Below are 20928 nucleotides of genomic sequence, written 5' to 3'. Positions count from 1 at the left end.
ATCGTGCGTTGTAATTTCGGCGATGCTGTTAAAGAGGCGCGATGAAGCTTGTGTGACAGGTCCTGTCCCGTTCGCGCCATACGTGTCGGTGGCGAGACGGCGGTCGCCTCCATCTGCCAACCGCTCGCAGCATCGCGGTGAATTCCGCTTCCCGGCGGGACCTGCAATCACAGCCGGTTCCTCCTAGACCGGCTTGCGAAAGATGCGCGTCGAATCGAACAGGCCTTCAAGCATCTTCATTCGATCCCGTGTTTCGTCCCAGTTCATGTTCTGCACGGCCTCGATCAGCGCCTCGACGAGAAAGAGCAGCATGACCGAACTGTCCCAGGCCGAGGGCACTTCGATGTGCACGCGGAAGACCTTGGAAGCGGCCTTGGCGACGGGCGAACCCCACTGGTCTGTGAAAAGGATGATTTCGACGCCCCGATCGCGGGCGAAGCGGGCAAGCGTTTCCATCTCCTGCTCGTAGCGGCGGATGTCGAACAGGATCAGGACATCGCCCTGTTTCATGTCCAGCACGTAGTGCGGCCAGGAACTCGGGTTGGCCGCGATCTGCGTCACGCCGGTGCGGATGACCTGGAGATGGGTGAAGAAGTAGTCCGCCATCGAGCGGGTGATGCGTCCACCGGCAAGATAGATGTTGCGCTTGCAATCGGCGATCAGGCTGGCGGCCCGATCGAATTCGCGCGGTTCTATCTGGGACAGCGTCTGGCGCATGTTTCCCATCACCGCGTCGGCGAAGCGGTTGAGCGTGTGCGTGCCAGGCGCGCTCGCGGCCCAACGATCATGCTTGGCGATCGGGTTGGAGATCGTCGCCTCGAGTTCCTGGTGGAGCCGTGATTGAAAGTCGGGAAATCCGCGGAAGCCCAGCTTCTGGACCATGCGCGCCACGGTCGGCGTGGAAACTCCGGCGTTCTCGGCGACCGTGGTGATCGAGCCGAGCCCGGAGACGGGATAGTTATCGAGAAGTGTCTCCGCCAATCGCTTCTCGGCGCGCGTCAGCGCCCCGAAATGTGCGTTGATCACATCCGACACCGTCATGGATGCCGTTTTGCTGGTCAATGTCGTGCCCCTGAGCTGGTCTCCGCCAGCTTGTGAGGAATTAAACATCGCTGTCACAATCGGAGTCAATCGCCTTTTTGAAGAGATCGTTTCAGATTTTCGTTGACACCCACTGATTCGTGAAGAATTCTTTTCATTAAGATCGTCTGACGAGGCAATTTGGGGGTGCCGGTTTTGACGGGACTTTTGACGCGCGTAGAGGGTGATCCGGTCGCCATCGACAATGCGGACGCGGCGGGAGAGTTCCTCTTCGTCTGCGAACACGCGTCGCCCCGCCTGCCGGAGCGTCTTGGGACGCTCGGCCTTTCAAAGGAAGCATTGGAGAGCCATATCGCCTGGGACCCCGGCGCGCTGGCGGTCGCCAGGCATCTCGCCGAGAAACTCGATGGTACGCTCATCCATCAGCGCTTTTCGCGCCTTGCCTATGACTGCAACCGGCCGCCCGAGTCCGACGCGGCAATGCCGGCTGTCAGCGAAGTCTACGAGGTGCCGGGAAACAGGGCGATGTCGGCCGCCGAACGGGAGACGAGGGTCAATGAGATCTACCTCCCGTTCCACGACGCGATATTGCGGTTCGTTTCCGACCGCAAGGCGGCCGGGCGGCGCCCGGTCCTTGTCACAATGCACAGTTTCACGCCGGTCTATTTCGGCAAGCCGCGCACTGTCGAAATCGGCATCCTGCACGATGCCGACAGCCGGCTCGCAGACCGCATGCTGGCGATCGCGACGGACGGAGAGGTCGCCTACGACATACGCCGGAACGAACCCTATGGGCCGGCCGACGGTGTAACGCACAGCCTGGTGGAATACGGCGTGCGAAACGGACTGCCGAACGTGATGATCGAGATCAGAAACGATCTCATTCGGGACGAGGTCAGCCAGAGGGTCATGGCTGACTATCTGGAGGGGCTGCTCGTGAAGAGCATGGCCGCCCTTCCGGCACGATAAAAAGACCCTGGGGAGCGGCAAAGCCGCGGTCCCGTTCCGGAGACCGGAGCGGGTGTGATGGGGCCTCCTGCAATGGCGCGCGAGGTCAAGGAGAAAACAGGGGAAAGAAGATGTCAGACTACACCGATATCGATAAGAAGCAGGACCTGCAGGTCTTGCATTCGATGGGCTACGCCCAGGAACTCGAGCGGCGCATGAGCCAGTTCTCGAACTTCGCCGTGTCATTCTCGATCATTTGCATTCTGTCTGGCGGCATCAACTCGCTGGCGCAGGCGACATCCGGTGCGGGTGGCGCGGCGATCGGCATCGGGTGGCCGCTCGGATGCTTCATCTCGCTCGTCTTCGCCGTCGCCATGGCGCAGATCGGCTCGGCCTATCCGACCGCCGGCGGCCTCTATCACTGGGGCTCGATCCTCGGCAACCGCTTCACCGGCTGGCTGACGGCCTGGTTCAATCTCCTTGGCCTGGTGACGGTCCTCGGCGCCATCAACGTCGGCACCTACTACTTCTTCATGGGGTCGTTCGGCGCACCGTATTTCGGTCTGGAAGACACGACAACCACTCGCATCGTCTTCCTGGCGATCATTACCGGCGCGCAGGCGCTGGTGAATCATATGGGTATCGGATTGACGGCGAAGCTTACCGACTTTTCCGGCTACCTGATCTTCGCCACCTCGATCCTGCTCGCCATCGTTTGCCTTGCTGCTGCCGATAGCTACGAGATCAGCAGGCTCTTCACCTTCTCCAACTATTCGGGCGAAACGGGCGGCAACGTCTGGCCGCAGACATCCGGAACCTGGGTCTTCCTGCTCGGCCTCCTGCTGCCGATCTATACGATCACTGGCTACGACGCCTCGGCGCACACGTCGGAGGAAACGGTCAAGGCCGCGCATTCCGTGCCGCGCGGCATGGTTTCGTCGGTCCTCTGGTCGGCGCTTTTCGGCTACATCATGCTGTGCTCCTTCGTCCTGATGATCCCGAACATGGACGAGGCCGCAAAGCAGGGCTGGAACGTGTTCTTCTGGGCGATGGACGCGCAGGTGAACCCTGTCATCAAGGACATTCTCTATCTCGCTATCTTCATCAGCCAGTGGCTGTGCGGTCTTGCGACGGTGACCTCGGTCTCGCGTATGATCTTTGCCTTCTCGCGTGACGGCGGCCTTCCGGCCTCAAAGGCGCTTGCCAAGGTCAGCCCGAACTATCGTACGCCGGTAGCGGCGATCTGGACCGGGTCGATCCTCGCGGTGCTCTTCGTCTGGGGCTCGTCGCTGGTCTCGATCGGCGATACGCCGGTCTACACCATCGTCGTCTCGTGCACGGTCATCTTCCTGTTCTTCTCCTTCGCGATCCCGATCACGCTCGGCTTTTTCGCCTGGGGCACCTCGAAATGGGACAAGATGGGGCCGTGGAACCTCGGCGAGGGCACATTCAAGCTCTTTGCCATCCTGTCGCTCATCGCGATGGTGCTGATCTTCGTGCTCGGCATCCAGCCGCCGAACGATTGGGCGCTCTACATCACCGTCGGCTTCCTGATCGTGACCGGCATCGTCTGGTTCGGTTTCGAGAGCCGCCGGTTCCGTGGCCCGCCGATCGGCGAGGAAGTTGCGCGCCGCCAGGCCGAAATCGTTGCTGCCGAAAAGGCCGTCGGCGAAGCTTGACCAACAACAAGAGGGCGGGGCCGCGGCTGCGGCTTCCGCCTCATCTTTTGCGGCCATGGGAACGGCCGCACCGAACATGGGATGACACTTTCATGAGCTATTCGTTCGAGGAACTGAAAGAGGATGTGGCCGCCGGCCGCATCGATACCGTGCTCGCCTGCCAGGTGGACATGCAGGGGCGTTTGATGGGCAAGCGCTTCCATGCGGAATATTTCGTCGATAGCGCATGGAAGGAAACGCATAGCTGCAACTATCTGCTTGCGACCGACATGGAGATGGAAACGGTCTCGGGCTACAAGGCGACGAGTTGGGAGAAGGGCTACGGCGACTATACGATGAAGCCCGACCTTGCGACGCTCCGGCGCATTCCGTGGCTCGAAGGCACGGCGCTGGTCATCTGCGACGTGCTCGATCACCACACGCACGAAGAGGTGCCGCATTCACCCAGGGCCATCCTCAAGAAGCAGATTGCACGCCTGGAGGCGATGGGCCTGAAGGCCTTCATGGCGAGCGAGCTGGAATTCTTCCTCTTCGACCAGTCCTACGATGACGCACGCCAGTCCGGCTATCGCGACCTGCAGCTCGCCAGCGGCTACAACGAGGATTACCACATCTTCCAGACGACCAAGGAAGAGGATGTTATGCGGGCGATCCGCAACGGCCTCCAGGGCGCCGAGATCCCGGTCGAGAATTCCAAGGGTGAGGCTTCTGCCGGTCAGGAAGAAATCAACGTCCGTTACGCCGATGCGCTGACCATGGCCGACCGCCATGCGATCATCAAGAACGGCTGCAAGGAAATCGCCTGGCAGCGCGGCAAGGCCATCACTTTCCTCGCTAAGTGGAACTATTCGGCTGCCGGCTCTTCCTCGCATATCCACCAGTCGCTCTGGAGTGCCGATGGCGAGACGCCGCTCTTCTTCGACAAGAGCGCGCGTTACGGCATGTCCGAGCTGATGCGGCATTACGTGGCCGGTCTTCTGACCCATGCGAGCGAGGTCACCTATTTCCTTGCGCCTTACATCAACTCCTACAAGCGTTTCATGGCCGGTACCTTCGCGCCGACCAAGGCGATCTGGAGCAAGGACAACCGCACCGCCGGCTATCGCCTTTGCGGCGAAGACACCAAGGCGATCCGCATCGAATGCCGCGTCGGGGGTTCCGACCTCAACCCGTATCTTGCCTTTGCCGCTTTGATCGCGGCGGGGATATCCGGTATCGAAGGCAAGATGGAACTCGAAGCGCCCTTCGTCGGCGATGCCTATCACGGCAAGGACATACGCGAGATCCCGCACACGCTGAGGGAGGCGACCGAGGCATTGACCGGCTCGAAAATGCTGCGCGCCGCCTTCGGCGACGACGTCATCGACCATTACACCCGCGCAGCGCAGTGGGAGCAGGAGGAATATGACCGGCGCGTGACCGACTGGGAGGTCGCACGCGGTTTCGAACGGGCATAAGAAATTTCCCTCCCCACCCCTTCGCCACAAGGGAGAGGGGCTTCCCGCCGGCAGCCTTCTCACTCAATCTGGGCTGTCGCCAGTTGCGGGGGGCTGAACTGGCGCCGGACGGTGATGCCAGCGAGCCCCTTCCTCTTGTGGGGAGGGGACAGTCAATTGAAATGAAAACAGGATGACGATCATGACGATGATCAAATGCATTTCCCCGGTAAACGGCGAGGTCTACGCCGAACGTCCCGCGATGCCGCTGGAGCTTGCCAAGCAGGCGGTGGCGCACGCGCGTCTGGCGCAGAAGAACTGGGCGAGGCGCCCCGTCGAAGAGCGGGTCAAGCTGGTGCTCGCCGGCGTTGCGCGACTCAACGAGATGGTCGACGAGGTGGTGCCCGAGCTTGCCTGGCAGATGGGCCGGCCGGTGCGCTACGGCGGCGAGTTCAAGGGCTTCAACGAGCGTTCGAACTATGTCGCCTCCATCGCCGCCGATGCGCTGAAGCCGATTATCGTCGAAGAGAGCGATCGCTTCGAGCGGCGCATCGAGCGCGAGCCGCATGGTGTCGTCTTCGTCATCGCGCCGTGGAACTACCCTTACATGACGGCGATCAACACGGTCGCCCCGGCCTTGATGGCCGGCAACACGGTCATCATCAAGCACGCGAGCCAGACGATCCTCGTCGGCGAACGCATGGTGCGCGCGTTCATCGAGGCGGGCGTGCCGGCGGACGTGTTCCAGAACCTCTTCCTCGATCACGACACGACGGCCGCGCTGATCGCCGCCAAGAGCTTCGATTTCATCAATTTCACCGGCTCGGTCGAAGGCGGGCGCTCGATCGAGCGTGCGGCAGCCGGCACCTTCACCGGCCTTGGCCTCGAGCTTGGCGGCAAGGATCCGGGCTATGTGATGGAGGATGCCGATCTCGATGCCGCGGTCGATACGCTGATGGACGGCGCGACCTACAATTCCGGCCAGTGCTGCTGCGGCATCGAGCGCATCTATGTGCATGAATCGCTCTACGACGCCTTCGTCGAAAAATCCGTCGCCTGGGTCTCCAACTACAAGCTCGGCAACCCGCTCGATCCGGAAACGACGCTCGGCCCCATGGCCAACAAGCGCTTTGCGGCCACGGTTCGTCAGCAGGTCGCCGATGCGGTGTCAAAGGGCGCCAAGGCGCTGATCGATCCCAAGCTCTTCCCGCAGGATGACGGCGGCGCCTACCTCGCGCCGCAGGTCCTCGTCGACGTCGATCATTCGATGGAGTTCATGCGCGAGGAAACCTTCGGGCCGGCGGTCGGCATTATGAAGGTGAAGAATGACGCCGAGGCGATCGAGCTGATGAACGATTGCCAGTATGGCCTGACCGTATCGCTCTGGACGAACGATGCGGACCGCGCGTCGCGCATCGGCCGCGACCTTGAAACCGGCACCGTCTTCATGAACCGCGCGGATTATCTCGATCCGGCGCTCTGCTGGACGGGTGTCAAGGAAACGGGCCGTGGCGGCTCGCTTTCGATCCTCGGCTTCCACAATCTCACTCGTCCGAAGTCCTATCATCTGAAGAAAGTAACCGCATGACGATCACCGCCAACTGGAGCTATCCGACCGCCGTCAAGTTCGGCGCCGGCCGAGTCAAGGAGCTTGCCGACCATTGCAGGGCGCTCGGCATGAGGAAGCCGCTGCTCGTGACCGATCGTGGCCTTGCGCCGATGGCGATCACGCAGAATGCGCTCGATATCCTGGAAGCAGGCGGCCTTGGCCGCGCCATCTTCGCCGATGTCGATCCGAACCCGAACGACAAGAACCTGGAAGCAGGCGTGAAGGCGTTCAAGGACGGCGGCCATGATGGCGTCGTTGCCTTCGGCGGTGGCTCCGGCCTCGATCTCGGCAAGTGCGTCGCCTTCATGGCTGGCCAGACGCGGCCGGTCTGGGACTTCGAGGATATCGGCGACTGGTGGACACGCGCGAGCGTCGAAGGCATCGCGCCGATCGTTGCGGTGCCGACGACCGCCGGCACCGGTTCTGAGGTCGGTCGCGCCAGCGTCATCACCAATTCGGCAAGTCATGTAAAGAAGGTGATCTTCCACCCGAAGTTCCTACCGGGGGTAACGATCTGCGATCCGGAGCTGACGGTCGGCATGCCGAAGGTCATCACCGCCGGCACCGGCATGGATGCCTTCGCCCATTGCCTGGAGGCCTATTCCTCGCCCTTCTATCATCCGATGTCGGCGGGCATTGCGCTCGAGGGCATGCGGCTCGTCAAGGAATACCTGCCGCGCGCCTACAAGGACGGCACGGATATCGAAGCGCGCGCGAACATGATGAGTGCCGCGGCGATGGGTGCTGTGGCATTCCAGAAGGGGCTCGGCGCAATCCATTCGCTCTCCCACCCGGTCGGCGCGATCTACAACACCCATCACGGCATGACCAATGCCGTGGTGATGCCACCGGTGCTGCGCTTCAACCGCTCGGCGATCGAAGAGAAGATCGCACGTGCTGCGGCCTATCTCGGCATCGCCGGAGGTTTCGACGGATTTTATGACTACGTTTTGAAGTTGCGTGAAGAGCTCGGCGTGCCGGACAGGCTTTCCGCACTCGGGGTCGGCACCGATCGCATCGATGAAATGTCGGAAATGGCGATCGTTGACCCGACCGCCGGCGGCAACCCGGTGGAGCTGACGCTCGACGTGGCGAAGAAGCTCTTCAGAGAGTGCATCTGAGCCGGATCGCGTTAATTTTCTGGAGCCCGGAAAGCCTTGGTTTTCCGGGCTTTTTCATTGATGCGCGGCGCTGCGGTTAATCTTTGCCTGCCAAAATTTCCATTTCGTTAACCATGTTCTGAAAGGCTTTGTTAAAGGGCGCCGCCTGACGCATCGGTCGGAGCCTCGAAACAATGACGGAATGAGGTGGAAGATGGCGGTCATCACATTTGCCAACGCAAAAGGCGGCGCCGGCAAGACGACGGCGGCACTGATCCTGTCGACGGAATTGGCGAGACAGGGCAACAGGGTGGTGGTGCTCGACGCGGACCCGCAACGCTGGATCACGCGCTGGTCGGAAGTCTCCGGCCATGTCGCCAATCTCGAAGTGATCTCGCATATCACGCCCGCGTCGCTGCCCTGCCACATCCGTGAACTGAAAGACGCGGCTGATTTCATCGTGATCGATCTCGCCGGCGCCAAGGATGCGATCGTCGCGCTGGCACTGGGCCTGTCCGATCAGGTGCTGATCCCGGTCCAGGGCTGTGCGATGGACGCGCAAGGGGCCGTTCAGATTCTGGAACTGATCCGCCATATCGAACAAAAGACAACGGCTCGCATCAGGCATTCGGTCGTGCTCACGCGGGTCAACTCGCTGGTGACCACACGTGCGCTCCAGGCGATCAAGACGCTGCTTGCTTCGCGCAACGTTTCGATGCTCGACACCCCGATCGTTGAACGCGCCGCCTATCGCGAGATTTTCGAATGCGGCGGAACGCTGCAGACGATGGATGCAGGCCGCGTCAGTAATCTCGACAAGGCGCGCGAGAATGCCCTTGCGCTCGCTCAGGAGGTTCTGGCGCTCCTGCCCATTTCCTATCAGCGGTCCTGGGCTGCGCGGGTGCCGTCCTGGGCGCGGTTGCGTGCCGCGTAGTCACTTTGCCGGCCGGCGCATTTCATCCGGCCTCGGCTCATCGTCATTCAACCGGAATTGACATTCGTCAGTTCCGGTTGAATCTTTTGTCGCACCTGCACCAAATGGCTGTTGCGGGTAAGGTTTCCTTTACCACGCTCTTCTAACCCTGCCGATGGAAAGTGAATACGCGTCGGTGTCTATTGTAGCGGCGCGGCCGCCATGAACGCGGCGATGGTTTCCCCGATGCGTCGCGTGCATCCGCGGTTCCGGCCTTCCATGACCCGATCGAGCACGTTCTACGTAGGGAAATTCACCGATGAAGACGGAACCCTCCGCCGCCGGCCACGATATTGCCGGCCGCCTCAATTTCATGGCGCTGGATGAAGCTGCCAAGACAAATCTCAAGGCGTTGAAGCCCATCCTGCAGAAGGAACTCGGACCTGCGCTCGATCGGCTCTATGCCAAGGTGAGGCAGACGCCGGAGACCAACGCCTTCTTCTCGTCCGTCGAACACATCAACCGTGCCAAAAACGCGCAGCTCGGCCATTGGAGCAATATCGTCGACGCGAATTTCAACGCCGACTATGGCGCCAGGGTGCGCACGATCGGACAGGTTCACGCCAGGATCGGCCTCGAGCCTCGCTGGTATATCGGCGGCTATGCTCTGATCACGGAGCACCTGATCGGCGCGGTCGTGAAGGCGCATTGGCCGAAGGGAGGCGTCTTCTCCCGCCGGACGACATCGGCGGAAGAGATCGGCGCCATGTTGGCAAGCCTGATCAAGGGTGTCTTCCTCGACATGGATCTTTCGATCTCGGTCTACATGGACGCTACCGACGTGACGAAGCAGCGCGCCGTGCAGGAGGAAGTGCTTGGCGGCGAGAGGGCACTCGTCAGCCGCACGCTCGGCGCAGCGTTGAAGCAGATCTCCGACGGCGATCTGACCGCGCGCATCACGTCCGACCTGCCGGAGGCGTATGGCGAGCTTCGGGAAAATTTCAATCACGCCATCAGCGAGCTGGCGCGGGTCATCGGCGGGATCGGTGCCGGCGCCAGCCAGATCCACGTCAGTGCCAAGGAAATTGCGGATGCGGCCGACGATCTCGCCAGGCGCACTGAGCGCCAGGCGGCCAATCTCGAGGAAACCGCGGCGGCGGTCGAACAGGTGACGCGCACGGTGCGTCAGACGGCCGAAGGCGCCGACCAGGCCAATTCGACTGTCATTGCCGCGCGCGCCAATGCCGAGCAGGGCGGCGAGGTCGTCAGCCACGCCATCGGCGTCATGCAGGAAATCCAGGCGTCCTCGGCGAGCATCGCCCGCATCGTCGACGTCATCGACGAGATCGCTTTCCAGACCAATCTGCTGGCGCTCAATGCCGGCATCGAGGCGGCGCGCGACGGTGACGCGGGCAGGGGCTTTGCCGTCGTCGCCTCGGAGGTGCGCGCGCTTGCCCAGCGCTGCGCCGAGGCGGCCAAGAATATTCAGTCGCTGATCGCGAAATCGCGCGACCAGGTGGAGGACGGGGTCAACTCGGTCAACAAGGTCGCCTGGTCGCTGCAGCAGATCGTGGCCCAGGTGGTGGAGGTGAGCTCGCTCTTCGGCGCAATCCGCGCCAGCACCGCCGAGCAGGCGACCGGCCTGCAGGAGGTAAACACCGCTATCAGCCAGATGGACCAGATCACCCAGCAGAATGCGGCAATGGTGGAGCAGGCGAATGCCTCGTGCCAGGCGCTAACGGCCGAAGCCGAGCAGATTGCGCGACGTCTCCGCGCGTTTCAGACCTCGGGCAGCGGCACGGCGGGCGCGACATTCGGCTATCAGATCGCGGCTTAAATTACCTCCGGAATGACAGCCACAGGCTCCTCATCCCTGTGTTCGTCACAGGGGATCCAGCCACGGCGCGTCCGCGCCGTGAATGACCTTGGCTTGTCGAGGGAAGCGGTTGCTGAGGCAACAATGCTTCCCTTCGGCGTGGTACAAAGCGCCAGATGGAGTCTCTCGCACCGCCGACGCGGTGCGGCTGGATTCCTGTGACAAGCACAGGAATGACGGGGGAGAGAACAACCGGCAGGCAGGAGGTGAAGAGCAGCGGAGCTCAGAAGCGCCGGTCGACAAAATGCTTCGCCTGCGCGCCGGCGTGATAGAAGGCGGATTTCACCGTCCGCCACGGATCCGGCGTGATCGGTGTTTCAGCAAGCGGAATTGCCGAGGCATCACCCATGACGTGGTGAGCGAGCGCTCGTCCGAAGACGGTTCCGGGCGCAATGCCGCGGCCGTTGTAGCCGCTCACCGACACGACATTCGGGGCGAGCACGTGCATGGCGGGCAGGTTGTTGGTCGTCATGCCGATGCGGCCATCCCACCAGTATTCGAAGCGGAAATCGCCGATATTCGGGAAGAGTTTGCGCAGCGAGCGGGCCGCGAAGGCGCGATGCGTGCCCTCGGCCATGGCATCGAGCCGGCCGATCGAACCGAAGATCATCCGGTTCTGCTGATCCATGCGGAAGGAAGTCATGACGAGCCCGGTATCCCAGGCGCCCTGACGCTCCGGCAGGATCCGCGCTGCGACCTTTTCGGGAAGCGGATTGGTGGCGAACTGAAAATAGGGGAGGATCGTCAGTTCCTGGGTATGCGCCTTCCACGGCAGGTCGGGAACGAGCGCTCCATAGGCGTTGGTCGCTAGAATGATGTGGCGGGCGGTAAGACTGCCGTGGCCTGCCTTAAGCCTCCACTGATCGCCCTGGCGCTCGGCGGCAAGGAGAGGGGTGTCGGTGAAGATCTTGGCGCCGGCGGCGAGTGCTGCCCGCGCCAGCCCTCTTGCGTAGGCAAGCGGCTGGATCGTTCCGGCGCGGCGGTCGAGCAACGCGCCGGCAAAGCCCTCGGCGCCGGAGAGCACGTGGGTTCTGTCGTCTGAGAGCACTTCGACCGGCGCACCGCGTTTCTTCCACTGCGCCTCGCGATCCCGGATGTCCTTCAGGCCCTCGGCACCGACGGCCATGTGGAGCGTACCGTTGCGTACGGCCTCGCATTGCATGCCGTGTTTCGCGACGAGATCGTAGACGAGAGACGGACCGTCGCCGAGTTCGTTCAACAACCGGGTTCCGGCCTCAGTGCCGAGGGTTGCGACGAGATCGTCCGGCTTTACCCACATGCCGGCGTTGACGAGGCCGACATTGCGGCCGGAGCCGCCGAAGCCGATCATGCGCGCTTCGATCACCGTTGCTTTCACGCCCTTTTCCGCAAGATGCAGCGCGGCGGAGAGACCGGTGAAACCGGCGCCGATGATGGCCACGTCGGTGCTCAGTTCGCCGGTAAGCGGACCGGTTTCAGGCGCGGCGGGTGCCGTCGCATGCCAGAGATTGGGGAGAGCACGCTCCGTTGCCATTGCGGACATTCCTTGTCTTCGGTGCGGATGTGGAAGGCGTAGCGCGTCCGCCCATCCTGCGCCGACCGATCATGATGGAAAATATTTCGTCAGTGATAGAACCATTGCCGCAAAGTTTTTCATGACAATGTTTCATGAGGTCATGAAGGCGCGCAATGCCGAATGGCCGCCGCAGAAGCGTTCAGGATCGATTTGCGGCGACGTGAAACACGGGAGCGGCCGCTTGGCCGAAGGCGCAAGCGCAGGTCCCGGATCAATCGACGAATTCCACCGTCACGCCCTTGCTTACCATCTTGCCGAGTTCGGTCGCGTCCCAGTTGGTCAGGCGAATGCAGCCATGGCTCTGGGTCTTGCCGATCTTCGATGGATCGGGGGTGCCGTGAATGCCGTAAGTCGGCTTCGACAGTGCGATCCACATCGTGCCGACGGGACCGTTTGGTCCGGGCTGGAGCGTCAGAATCTTGTCGTTCGCGCCCTGCTGGAAGTTGATCTTCGGATTGTAGGTGTAGCCCGGATCGAAGGCGATCCGTTCGACCGACACGATGCCGGACGGGGAGGGCGTGTCCGACGAGCCGATCGTAGAAGGATAAGCGGCAATGAGCTTGTCGGCCGCATCGTAGGCGAGCACCTGCTTGCGACTCTTGTCGGCCACGATCCGCGCGACCTTGCCCGCCTTGTTCGGGCCTGGATTGATGACCTTGATGATCGTACCCGGAATGGAAAAATCGACACCGGGATTGAGTTCGCGCAGGTAGTTCTCGTCCATGTGGAATTTTTCGCCGAGCATTTCGGCGGTGGACGTGAAGGACAGATGCGGAAGCATCGCCTTGTGGGCATAGTCTTCGGGGATCGAGGCAACATAGGGGCCAGCCGCGTCGGCAGCGGTGATCGTGTAGGTCGTGATCGGCAGCCCGCCGTTGAAACGCAGCCGTTCGAGGATGTCCTCGGTGTTGTTCGGGTCGAGGGTTTCGCCGGTTGCCTGCTGCCAGGCTTCGATCGCCTTGGTGACATTGGAGCCCATCTTGCCGTCGATGACGCCCGGCGAGAAACCCTCGCGGTCGAGAAACACCTGCAGCGCGGCGATTTCCGCGCGCGACTTGCCCTTCACCGAGAGCGCCGGAGGCATCGGCTGCCTGAGCGGCTCGTCATATTGCGGATCGTAGGCCGCCTGCTCGCTGCCATCGATCAGGCCCGGCAGGTTGTCCCGCAACTCCTCGCGCTCGACCGGGGCCGGTTCGCGGTAGTCCGGGACCGTGCCCGTAAACTCGCCGGGCTCGGAATAGCCGTAGCCGCGGTCGCCGTAGTCAGCGTAGCCGTCGTTCGAATAGACGTCGACGTCGCTTTGCCGGCGGCGGGCTCTGCCGTAACCGTCCGACGGCATCACTGTGGCGACGATATTGCCCCAGGGATCGACGAGAACAGTGCGGCCGCGGTGGTCACGCATTGCGCGGACCTCGTCCTGCCCCGGCATATAGTCGAGAATCTCGCCATTCGGCGTAACCAGGATCACGTCGCCGCCGCCGCGATAATAGCCTTCCTGCGCGGAAGCAGGGGTAAGCTCCACGGCCAAAAGGCCGGCTGCGGCGAGAAGCGAGAGGCCGGTGCGGGTCGCAGTCGTCACGATAGAACCTGTTTTCATGGTAGTTGATCCGCGGCGGTACATGCCGATTTCGACGTTAATGTGAAAAAAGTGAATCCATCGTGAACGGTTGGTTAAAATTCATCCTGACCGATTGGTTAACCGTAGTTAGATCGATCCGGCGTCTGTTTCAACCGGGAGAAGGCCGGGCCGAGGCTTTGGAACAATCCTCGCACCGTATTCCCCGAGCGTCTACGTCGATAACGCGCGCGAAAGCCGGATTGTTCGACCGGGATTTGTCGTTCTCGATGCATTTTACTTTGCTTTTCATGCATTTGTGGCCATCTCGCTTCCCGCATGTTCCCTGCAAGGGAATCGATTTAAGGATGAGCCAAGCGGCAGTTCAATGAATTGCAGCCCACCGTTTGCACCGGAGAGACGCGTGGGGCCGACTGCGGGAGATACATATGGAAACGACCTTGACCAGCACGCACGACGGCGTCCGGAGTCATCTCCTGTTCGACCGCTCGTCTGCGCTCGACATTGCCGCCTTCGTGGTCGATGGCACGGATCTTTCTCCCGGCTCCGCTATTCCCTCGGATGGCGACCCGCGGATCGACCGGGCGCTTGCCGGCTTTTTCTTCACCTGCGGTCCCGATCACATTCGCCATCCCGAGCCGGTCGAAGGTCAAGACGGGAGGCGCTACCCCCTACATGGTTCGCTTGCAGGCACGCCCGTCGTCCGGACGGAGATGTCCGCCGACGCCACCCGTTGTGAGGCTCTGACCGAGGTGGATCTTGCCTGTGGCGGCAAGGCGGCGCTCGAGCGCCGGTGGCATGTGAGCGAAGGCGGGCAATGCGTGATGCTTGAAGACCGCGTGACCAATATCGGCGTCTCGGCCTTCGCGCCGATGATGATGTATCACATGAACATTGGCGGCCGGCTGCTTGGCCAGGAAACGCGCGTCGTCAGTCCATCGCTCGAAAGCGGATCACTGGAGTGGCGCTTCGGCGAAGGCGAGAGCGCCCACTTGTGCACTCCCGCGCACGCAGAGGACGGCTGGTCGGAGGTCGCGCTCGGGCCATTGCCGGGGCTTGGCGGGCGGCGGCTTATCGTCCGCTTTCGCGTGGACACGCTACCGTTCTTGCAGATGTGGCGCTGCCAGCGCGGAGGCGCCAACGTCATCAGCATCGAACCCGCATCGCACCGCCTGGCGAAGCGAGGAGAGCTCGCGGCATCAGGCGAACTCAGCCTCATCGAACCCGGGCAGTCGCGCGGCTACGCGCTCGCCTTTGCCGTTTCCTGAAGGTTGCTTCGCGATTGACGCCGCCTCATGCCCGGCCTACATCAGGCCAACGCAGTTCAGAGGAAGCATCATCATGGACATTCGCCAGATCAACGATGAATACTCGGTCTCCGGCCAGATCACGGTCGAGGACCTGGATGAGATCAAGGCGCTCGGTTTCAAGTCCATCGTCTGCCATCGTCCGGATTTCGAGGCGCCTGATCAACCGACTTTCGATGCGATCGCCGCACGCGCTGCTGAGCTGGGCCTGGAGATTACCCATATTCCGGTGGGCCCGATGGGCGTGACCGCCGATGCCGTGACGCGCATGGTGGATGCGCTCGACGAATTCCAGCGCCCGATGCTCGGCTATTGCCGTTCCGGCGCCCGCTCCACCGCAGTCTATCAGCAGACCCAGCATATCCGCGGCTGACAGGATCGGTTTGCCGCCTGCCGAGCGAACATGCTGTGAGTGCTGGATAGGGAGGTAAGCATGGCCGGACCGCATCTGATCAACCGGGACCAGTGGGCCGAAAGGCCTGACGTCTGGCAGGGCGAGTTCGAGGGCGGTCATTATGGCGCCGGCGTTTCTGTCATGTTCTACACGACCGACCGGATCGGCGGCGGTCCGAAGTTGCACCGGCACCCCTATCCGGAAACCTTCATCGTTCGCACCGGCCGTGCCCTGTTCACCGTCGGCGACCAGACGATCGAAGCGGAGGCGGGGCAGATCGTCGTCGCACCTGCGAACGTTCCGCACAAGTTCGCCAATCTTGGTCCGGGTCGGCTGGAGACCACGGACCTGCATGCGAGCGATGCCTTTTCGACCGAGTGGCTGGAATAGGCGCGGGCAGCCGAACAACCGTATTTCGCTATTCGCCGTCTCTTCAAACGCGCGTAGACTGTCTCCACCGGCAGATTTACCTGGAGCGGAGATCGGCCATGAATCCCTTCAATAACTTTCGAGATTATCCCATCCTTCCCGGCGACGTGTTGATCCTCGAAGGCGTGCTGAACAAGGCGCTGAAGGAACGCAATTTGTCTACTTCCAGCGAGGAGGCCGACCAACTCGCCAGAAGGATCATCAAGCTTTACCAGACCGGCGTCAGGGAGCCGGACCAGATTTGGGAGATGATCCGGACAATCTGACGAGCGACTCTGGAGAGAAGTAAGTCTCTCTCCCGCGCGCAAGAGCAATTCCAGGAAAAGTGTGTCCGGAATTGCATGGCTTCAAAGACTTAGATCTTTTCACTGTTTCAACGAAACAACGAAATGATCTAGCCGTTGCGGATTTCACTGAGCGTGCGCGTTGGCGTGATTGCTTCGGGGTCGAGCTTGATCTCGATGATCGCAGGCTTGCCACTGGCGCGTGCTCGGAGGAAAGCATCGGCGAATTCTTCCGTTCGCTCGACTGTTTCGCCGTGGCCGCCATAGGCGCGCGCAAGCGCTGCAAAATCCGGATTGGTAAGGTCCGTTGCGCTGACACGGCCTGGATACTCGCGCTCCTGGTGCATGCGGATCGTGCCGTAGATGCCATTGTTTATGACGAGCACGATGATCGGCAGCTGATAACGGATCGCGGTCGCGAATTCCTGCCCGTGCATGAGGAAGCAGCCGTCGCCGGCAAAGCAGATGACTTCGCGTTCCGGGTGGAGCTGCTTCGCCGCGACGGCCGCCGGCAGGCCGTAACCCATCGACCCCGAGGCGGGGGCCGCCTGGGTTCCATAACGGCGGAAGCGATGGAAGCGGTGCAGCCAGGTGGCGTAGTTGCCCGCGCCGTTCGTGAAGATCGTGTCCGGCGCGGTATTCGCCTCGATCCAGTTCATGATCGGCCCCATCTGCACGTCGCCGGGTCCTTTCTCGGGCGGCGTCGACCATTTGAGATAGGCTTCGTGCATCGCGGCGGTGCGAGCGGACCACGCGGGTTCGCCGTCCGCTGGCCTGATGTCGTCGAGTGCCGCAACGAAATCGCGTGGGCTCGCAGCGATCGCCAGATCCGGGCGGTAGACGCGGCCGAGTTCCGCGGGATCGGGATGGACATGAACCAGCGTCTGCCTGGGGTAGGGGACGTCGATCAGCGTGTAGCTGGAGGAGGGCATTTCCGAAAAACGGCCGCCGACGAGAAGGACGAGGTCGGCCTCCTTGATTTCCTTCGCCAGCGCGGGGTTGATGCCGATGCCGACATCGCCGGCATAGAGCGGGTTCAAGTGATCGAAGAGCATCTGGCGGCGGAAGGAGCAGCCGACCGGCAGCCGCCAGCGCTCGGCAAAGCGCTGGAACTCCGCGACGCTTTCGGCCGACCAGCGCGTACCGCCGAGAATGGCGATCGGCCGTTTCGCATCGGCGAGCAGTTCCTTCAACCGGGCGACCTGGCCACGGCCCGGATGGCTTTCGACCGGCTGGTAAGCGCGCGCGGGGGGCGCCTCGGTGCTCTCGGTCAACATGTCTTCAGGCAGCGTCAGCACCACCGGCCCCGGACGACCGGACGTCGCGACGGCAAAGGCGCGGGTGACGAATTCGGGGATGCGCGCCGGATCGTCGATTTCGCCTACCCATTTGGCGACCTCGGTGAAGGCGCGGCGATATTCGATTTCCTGGAAGGCTTCGCGCTCGCGCGCGTCGCGCTGCACCTGGCCGATGAAGAGGACCATCGGGATCGAATCCTGTCTTGCGACATGAAGGCCCGCGGAGGCATTGGTGGCGCCGGGGCCGCGGGTCACCATGCAGATGCCGGGCTCGCCCGTGAGCCGTCCCCAGCAATCCGCCATCATCGCCGCGCCGCCTTCCTGGCGGCAAACGACGACGTCGATGTCGGTGTCGTGGAGCGCGTCCAGTACGGCAAGATAGCTTTCTCCCGGCACGCACGAGATGCGCTTGACGCCGTTTGCGACCAGCGCCTCGACAATCAGTTGACCACCCGTTTTCATCCACACACCTCCCAATGCTCTTTCATTCTATCCGTTTGCGGATTTGTTCATTTTGCGGACGCCTCAGATCGCCGGCGACACCGGGGCGATGCTCGCCGTCTTCTCGACCTTGCGCTCGCGCCAGATGATATAGAGGCCCGAAGCGATGATGATCGCGATGCCCAGCCATTTCAGCGCATCCGGCAGATCGCCGAAGACCAGCCAGCCGAAGATCGTCGCCGAGACGATCTCGAGATATTGCAGCGGCGCGAGCACCGAGGCCGGGGCGGCGCGATAGGCATAGACGCCGAGCACGCCCGAGATCGTCGCGGTGACGCCGACGCCGAGCAGGTAGCCCCAGGCGTCGCCTTCCGGCCAGAGCGGATCGAACACGCTCGATCCGCTGCCTTCGCCGAACGACAGCAGGACGAGGCAGAAGAGGCCGCCCCAGATGCCGGCATGGAACTGCATCGACCAGGGATCCTCGTTCTGCGCGACCATGCGGGTGACCAGCAGGAATACGGCGAGGCCGAAGGCGGCGACGATCGGCAGAAGCGCAATCAGGCCGACTTCCTGCATGCTCGGCTGGATGACGAGCAATGCGCCGAAGAAGCCGACCGCACAGGCCGTATAACGGCGCCAGCCGATTGTCTCCTTCAGGAAGATACTGCCGAGAATGGTGAGGATGATCGGTTCGACGAAGAAGATCGCGATCGCGTCGGCCACCTCCATTACCTTCAACGTGGTGATGAAGGAGAGCATGGTCAGCACCAGCAGGCCGCCGCGCAGCGCATGCAGCGCAGTCTTGCGCCAGGTAAGGTCAAAGAGGGTACGTCGGACAAGGACGACCGGCAGGATGAAGACAACCTGCAGCAGGAAGCGAGCGGCGGTGATTTCCGCCGACGGAACCGTGGCAATCGCCAGCTTGGCAAAAATGTCGATCAGCGGCGAGATCAGAACGGCGATGACCATCAGCGTCAGGCCGTAGGAGACGCGGCTATGATCGGTGGCGATTTTGGGCAGCGAGAGGTCGGTCATGATCTTCCGTTTCAGCGCTTCCTGTCGACGGCCTTGAGGCACCAGGCGGCGAAGTCTTCCGTCGCCTTCTCCCGGCCGATCTCGTTGAGCGTCTCGTGGCGCATGCCGTCGTGGATCGTAACCGTGACATCGGTCATGCCGCGCGCCTTCATCCGCCCGGCCAGCCAGCGAATGGCGGCACCGTTGAAGGTCGAAGGATCGGCGCTGCCGCCGACGAGATGGACAGGCAGATTTACGTGCAGCCGTGCCAGCCGGTCCGCGCGGGCGCCGGCGAAGGCGAATTTGAACACGTCGATCCACAGCGACACCGTGGCATCGAAACCGCAGAGAGGATCGGTCACGTATTTGGCGACTTCACTTTCGTCGCGCGACAGCCAGTCGAAATCGGTCCTCCGATCGGCAATCGCCTTGCTCCAGGCGCCGAAGGTGAGCTTCGTGAGCAGCGGGCTCGGCACGTCCGAGCCTTTCAGCATCCTCTCGATCGCCAGCACCGCCTGACCGCCTCGGCCGGCGAGGCCCGGGCGGAAATTGGAATTCCAGACGGCGAGAGCGTCGTAGAGCTCGGGATCGCTTTCGGCGGCGTTGAGCGCGATGAGGCCGCCCATCGAATGGCCGAAGAGAACGATCGGCAGGCCCCGGTGGCTGGCGGCGGCCATCTCGCGCATTGCCCGCAGGTCCGCTATGACCTTCTCCGTTCCGTCGCGATGCGCGAAGGTTGCAAGCGGCGCGTCCGGCGCCCGGCTCTCACCGTGGCCGCGGTGGTCATGCGCGTAGACGTGAAATCCGTGTGCCGCCATCGCTTCGGCGAAGCGCGCATAGCGGCCGGAATGTTCGGCGAGCCCGTGGCTGACGATGAGAATGCCCTTCGGCTCGGCAGAGGTGGCGAAATGGCGCCACCCGAGCGCGGCACCCGTCGGGCTCTGATGCGTCCTCACCTGCCCGAACATGCATGCCCCCGGAACATTCGTCAGACTCTCGTGTGCGCCCAACAGAGGACGCCGGTTGCGCAAAAACCGGAAACACTTTCCAGCGGAAAAATGCTCCGCCGGATATCAAATCGATTTGGGCCGCAAAGGCAATCACTGCTTGTTGCTTGTTGCGCATGAGGTCACAACGAATCCGGAAATGAGGATTAGGGGTTGCAATTTTCGCGCTTTTGTCGATATTTGTTCTCGTTTTGTTTTCTTGTAGGAGGCTATCTGAAATGCGGGCGAAGGCGGTAACGAATCTTACGAGGGTTGCGACGCTCATTCTGGGGCTGGGACTGTCGTCCCTTGCCGCAGCCGAGGACGTGTCGACGGACGAAACTGCGGGGGCGACAAGCTCCGACAAGACGCAATATGTGCTGGCGGTGAGCTGGCAGCCGGGATTTTGCGAGACGCGACCCACCCGCAAGGAATGCGTGGACCAGACGGCCGACCGTTTCGATGCGACGCATTTCTCGCTGCACGGGCTTTGGCCGCTGAAGAAAAGCTACTGCGGCGTCGAGGCGGAGCTTAAGGCGCGCGACCGCAAGGGCGATTGGCTGGACCTGCCGAAGCTTGCGATGGCCGACGAGCCTGCAGCCCGTCTGCTTGTCGCCATGCCCGGCGTCAAATCCGGCCTCGATCGCCACCAGTGGCTGCAGAGCGGCACGTGCCAGGCGGCAAAGGCCGAGGATTACTTCAAGCTGCAACTGCGTCTCCTCGATGAACTGAACTCGTCCGCGGTGCAGGCCCTTTTTGCTGAAAAGGTCGGTTCCGAGATCGGCGAAAGTGAGATCAAGCAGGCTTTTGACCGGAGCTTCGGCGCCGGTGCTGGTGACCGGGTGCGCATGCGTTGTCAGACGGTGGAGGGCCGCAGCGTCATCACCGGCCTCACCATCGGGCTTTCCGGAGATCTCGCGGGCAAGGACGCCCTTAAAAGCCTGATCCAGGCGGCCGGACCGACAGAGTTCAAATGCGCCAAGGGGATCGCCGACGCTGCCGGTCGTGGCTGATCCGTGACGGGTAGCCTATGGGGAGG

Annotated in this window: 18 protein-coding genes; 12 read left to right on the top strand and 6 right to left on the bottom strand. The window is 62.3% G+C overall.

Features of this window, described 5'->3' with window-relative positions; genetic code table 11:
• Positions 1 to 183: 183 nt before the first annotated feature.
• On the bottom strand, positions 184 to 1062 hold the full coding sequence (locus QN224_RS16800) for a MurR/RpiR family transcriptional regulator (RefSeq protein WP_269282170.1): 879 nt from the start codon (positions 1060 to 1062) through the stop codon (positions 184 to 186).
• Positions 1063 to 1236: 174 nt separating this feature from the next.
• Between QN224_RS16800 and QN224_RS16795 the strand changes: the two genes are divergently transcribed.
• The 7 genes from QN224_RS16795 to QN224_RS16765 all read left to right on the top strand — a co-directional run bounded on the left by QN224_RS16795 (position 1237) and on the right by QN224_RS16765 (position 10563).
• The gene (locus tag QN224_RS16795) at positions 1237 to 2010 is read left to right on the top strand and encodes an N-formylglutamate amidohydrolase (RefSeq protein WP_283977798.1); all 774 of its coding nucleotides are present in this window, start codon (positions 1237 to 1239) and stop codon (positions 2008 to 2010) included.
• A gap of 110 nt (positions 2011 to 2120) precedes the next feature.
• A complete protein-coding gene (locus QN224_RS16790; protein ID WP_283977615.1) occupies positions 2121 to 3668 on the top strand; it encodes an amino acid permease in 1548 nt (515 codons plus the stop codon).
• A 92-nt stretch (positions 3669 to 3760) separates the two neighbouring features.
• Positions 3761 to 5125, top strand: a complete 1365-nt coding sequence (locus tag QN224_RS16785) for a glutamine synthetase family protein (protein WP_283977614.1) — start codon at positions 3761 to 3763, stop codon at positions 5123 to 5125.
• Positions 5126 to 5306: 181 nt separating this feature from the next.
• On the top strand, positions 5307 to 6692 hold the full coding sequence (locus tag QN224_RS16780; RefSeq protein WP_269282173.1) for an aldehyde dehydrogenase family protein: 1386 nt from the start codon (positions 5307 to 5309) through the stop codon (positions 6690 to 6692).
• Positions 6689 to 7834, top strand: a complete 1146-nt coding sequence (locus QN224_RS16775) for an iron-containing alcohol dehydrogenase (protein ID WP_283977613.1) — start codon at positions 6689 to 6691, stop codon at positions 7832 to 7834. Before QN224_RS16780 ends, QN224_RS16775 begins: the two co-directional genes overlap by 4 nt.
• Positions 7835 to 8027: 193 nt before the next feature.
• Positions 8028 to 8747 (top strand): ParA family protein, encoded by a 720-nt coding sequence (locus QN224_RS16770; RefSeq protein WP_283977612.1) that lies wholly within the window; start codon positions 8028 to 8030, stop codon positions 8745 to 8747.
• Positions 8748 to 9045: 298 nt separating this feature from the next.
• A complete protein-coding gene (locus tag QN224_RS16765) occupies positions 9046 to 10563 on the top strand; it encodes a globin-coupled sensor protein (protein WP_283977611.1) in 1518 nt (505 codons plus the stop codon).
• A 262-nt stretch (positions 10564 to 10825) separates the two neighbouring features.
• On the opposite strand, the gene QN224_RS16760 is transcribed toward QN224_RS16765, so the two are convergent.
• Positions 10826 to 12115: an FAD-binding oxidoreductase gene (locus QN224_RS16760; RefSeq protein WP_283977610.1), complete on the bottom strand. Its 1290-nt coding sequence runs from the start codon at positions 12113 to 12115 to the stop codon at positions 10826 to 10828.
• Between the two features lie 253 nt (positions 12116 to 12368).
• Positions 12369 to 13778, bottom strand: coding sequence for a L,D-transpeptidase (locus QN224_RS16755; RefSeq protein ID WP_283977609.1), 1410 nt, complete (start codon positions 13776 to 13778; stop codon positions 12369 to 12371).
• 383 nt (positions 13779 to 14161) lie between these two features.
• Between QN224_RS16755 and QN224_RS16750 the strand changes: the two genes are divergently transcribed.
• The 4 genes from QN224_RS16750 (at position 14162) to QN224_RS16735 (ending at position 16129) form a co-directional block, all read left to right on the top strand.
• Positions 14162 to 15001, top strand: a complete 840-nt coding sequence (locus QN224_RS16750; protein ID WP_283977608.1) for a DUF4432 family protein — start codon at positions 14162 to 14164, stop codon at positions 14999 to 15001.
• Between the two features lie 73 nt (positions 15002 to 15074).
• The gene (locus tag QN224_RS16745) at positions 15075 to 15413 is read left to right on the top strand and encodes a TIGR01244 family sulfur transferase (RefSeq protein WP_173509720.1); all 339 of its coding nucleotides are present in this window, start codon (positions 15075 to 15077) and stop codon (positions 15411 to 15413) included.
• 60 nt (positions 15414 to 15473) lie between these two features.
• On the top strand, positions 15474 to 15824 hold the full coding sequence (locus tag QN224_RS16740) for a cupin domain-containing protein (protein ID WP_283977607.1): 351 nt from the start codon (positions 15474 to 15476) through the stop codon (positions 15822 to 15824).
• A 98-nt stretch (positions 15825 to 15922) separates the two neighbouring features.
• A complete protein-coding gene (locus QN224_RS16735) occupies positions 15923 to 16129 on the top strand; it encodes a hypothetical protein (protein ID WP_283977606.1) in 207 nt (68 codons plus the stop codon).
• A gap of 128 nt (positions 16130 to 16257) precedes the next feature.
• Here the strand turns inward: QN224_RS16735 and QN224_RS16730 are convergent, their stop codons facing one another.
• The 3 genes from QN224_RS16730 to QN224_RS16720 form a co-directional block, all read right to left on the bottom strand.
• A complete protein-coding gene (locus tag QN224_RS16730) occupies positions 16258 to 17907 on the bottom strand; it encodes a thiamine pyrophosphate-binding protein (RefSeq protein WP_283977605.1) in 1650 nt (549 codons plus the stop codon).
• Positions 17908 to 17970: 63 nt separating this feature from the next.
• A complete protein-coding gene (locus QN224_RS16725; protein ID WP_173509724.1) occupies positions 17971 to 18924 on the bottom strand; it encodes a DMT family transporter in 954 nt (317 codons plus the stop codon).
• Positions 18925 to 18935: 11 nt separating this feature from the next.
• Entirely contained in the window at positions 18936 to 19871 is a 936-nt protein-coding gene (locus tag QN224_RS16720) for an alpha/beta hydrolase (RefSeq protein WP_283977604.1), read from the bottom strand.
• Between the two features lie 257 nt (positions 19872 to 20128).
• Between QN224_RS16720 and QN224_RS16715 the strand changes: the two genes are divergently transcribed.
• A complete protein-coding gene (locus QN224_RS16715; RefSeq protein ID WP_283977603.1) occupies positions 20129 to 20902 on the top strand; it encodes a ribonuclease in 774 nt (257 codons plus the stop codon).
• The last annotated feature ends 26 nt before the right edge of the window (positions 20903 to 20928 follow it).

Source organism: Sinorhizobium sp. 7-81, from assembly GCF_030124405.1.
GTDB classification, from domain to species: Bacteria; Pseudomonadota; Alphaproteobacteria; order Rhizobiales; family Rhizobiaceae; genus Sinorhizobium; species Sinorhizobium psoraleae.
This window is presented reverse-complemented; position numbering and strand designations above follow the sequence as displayed.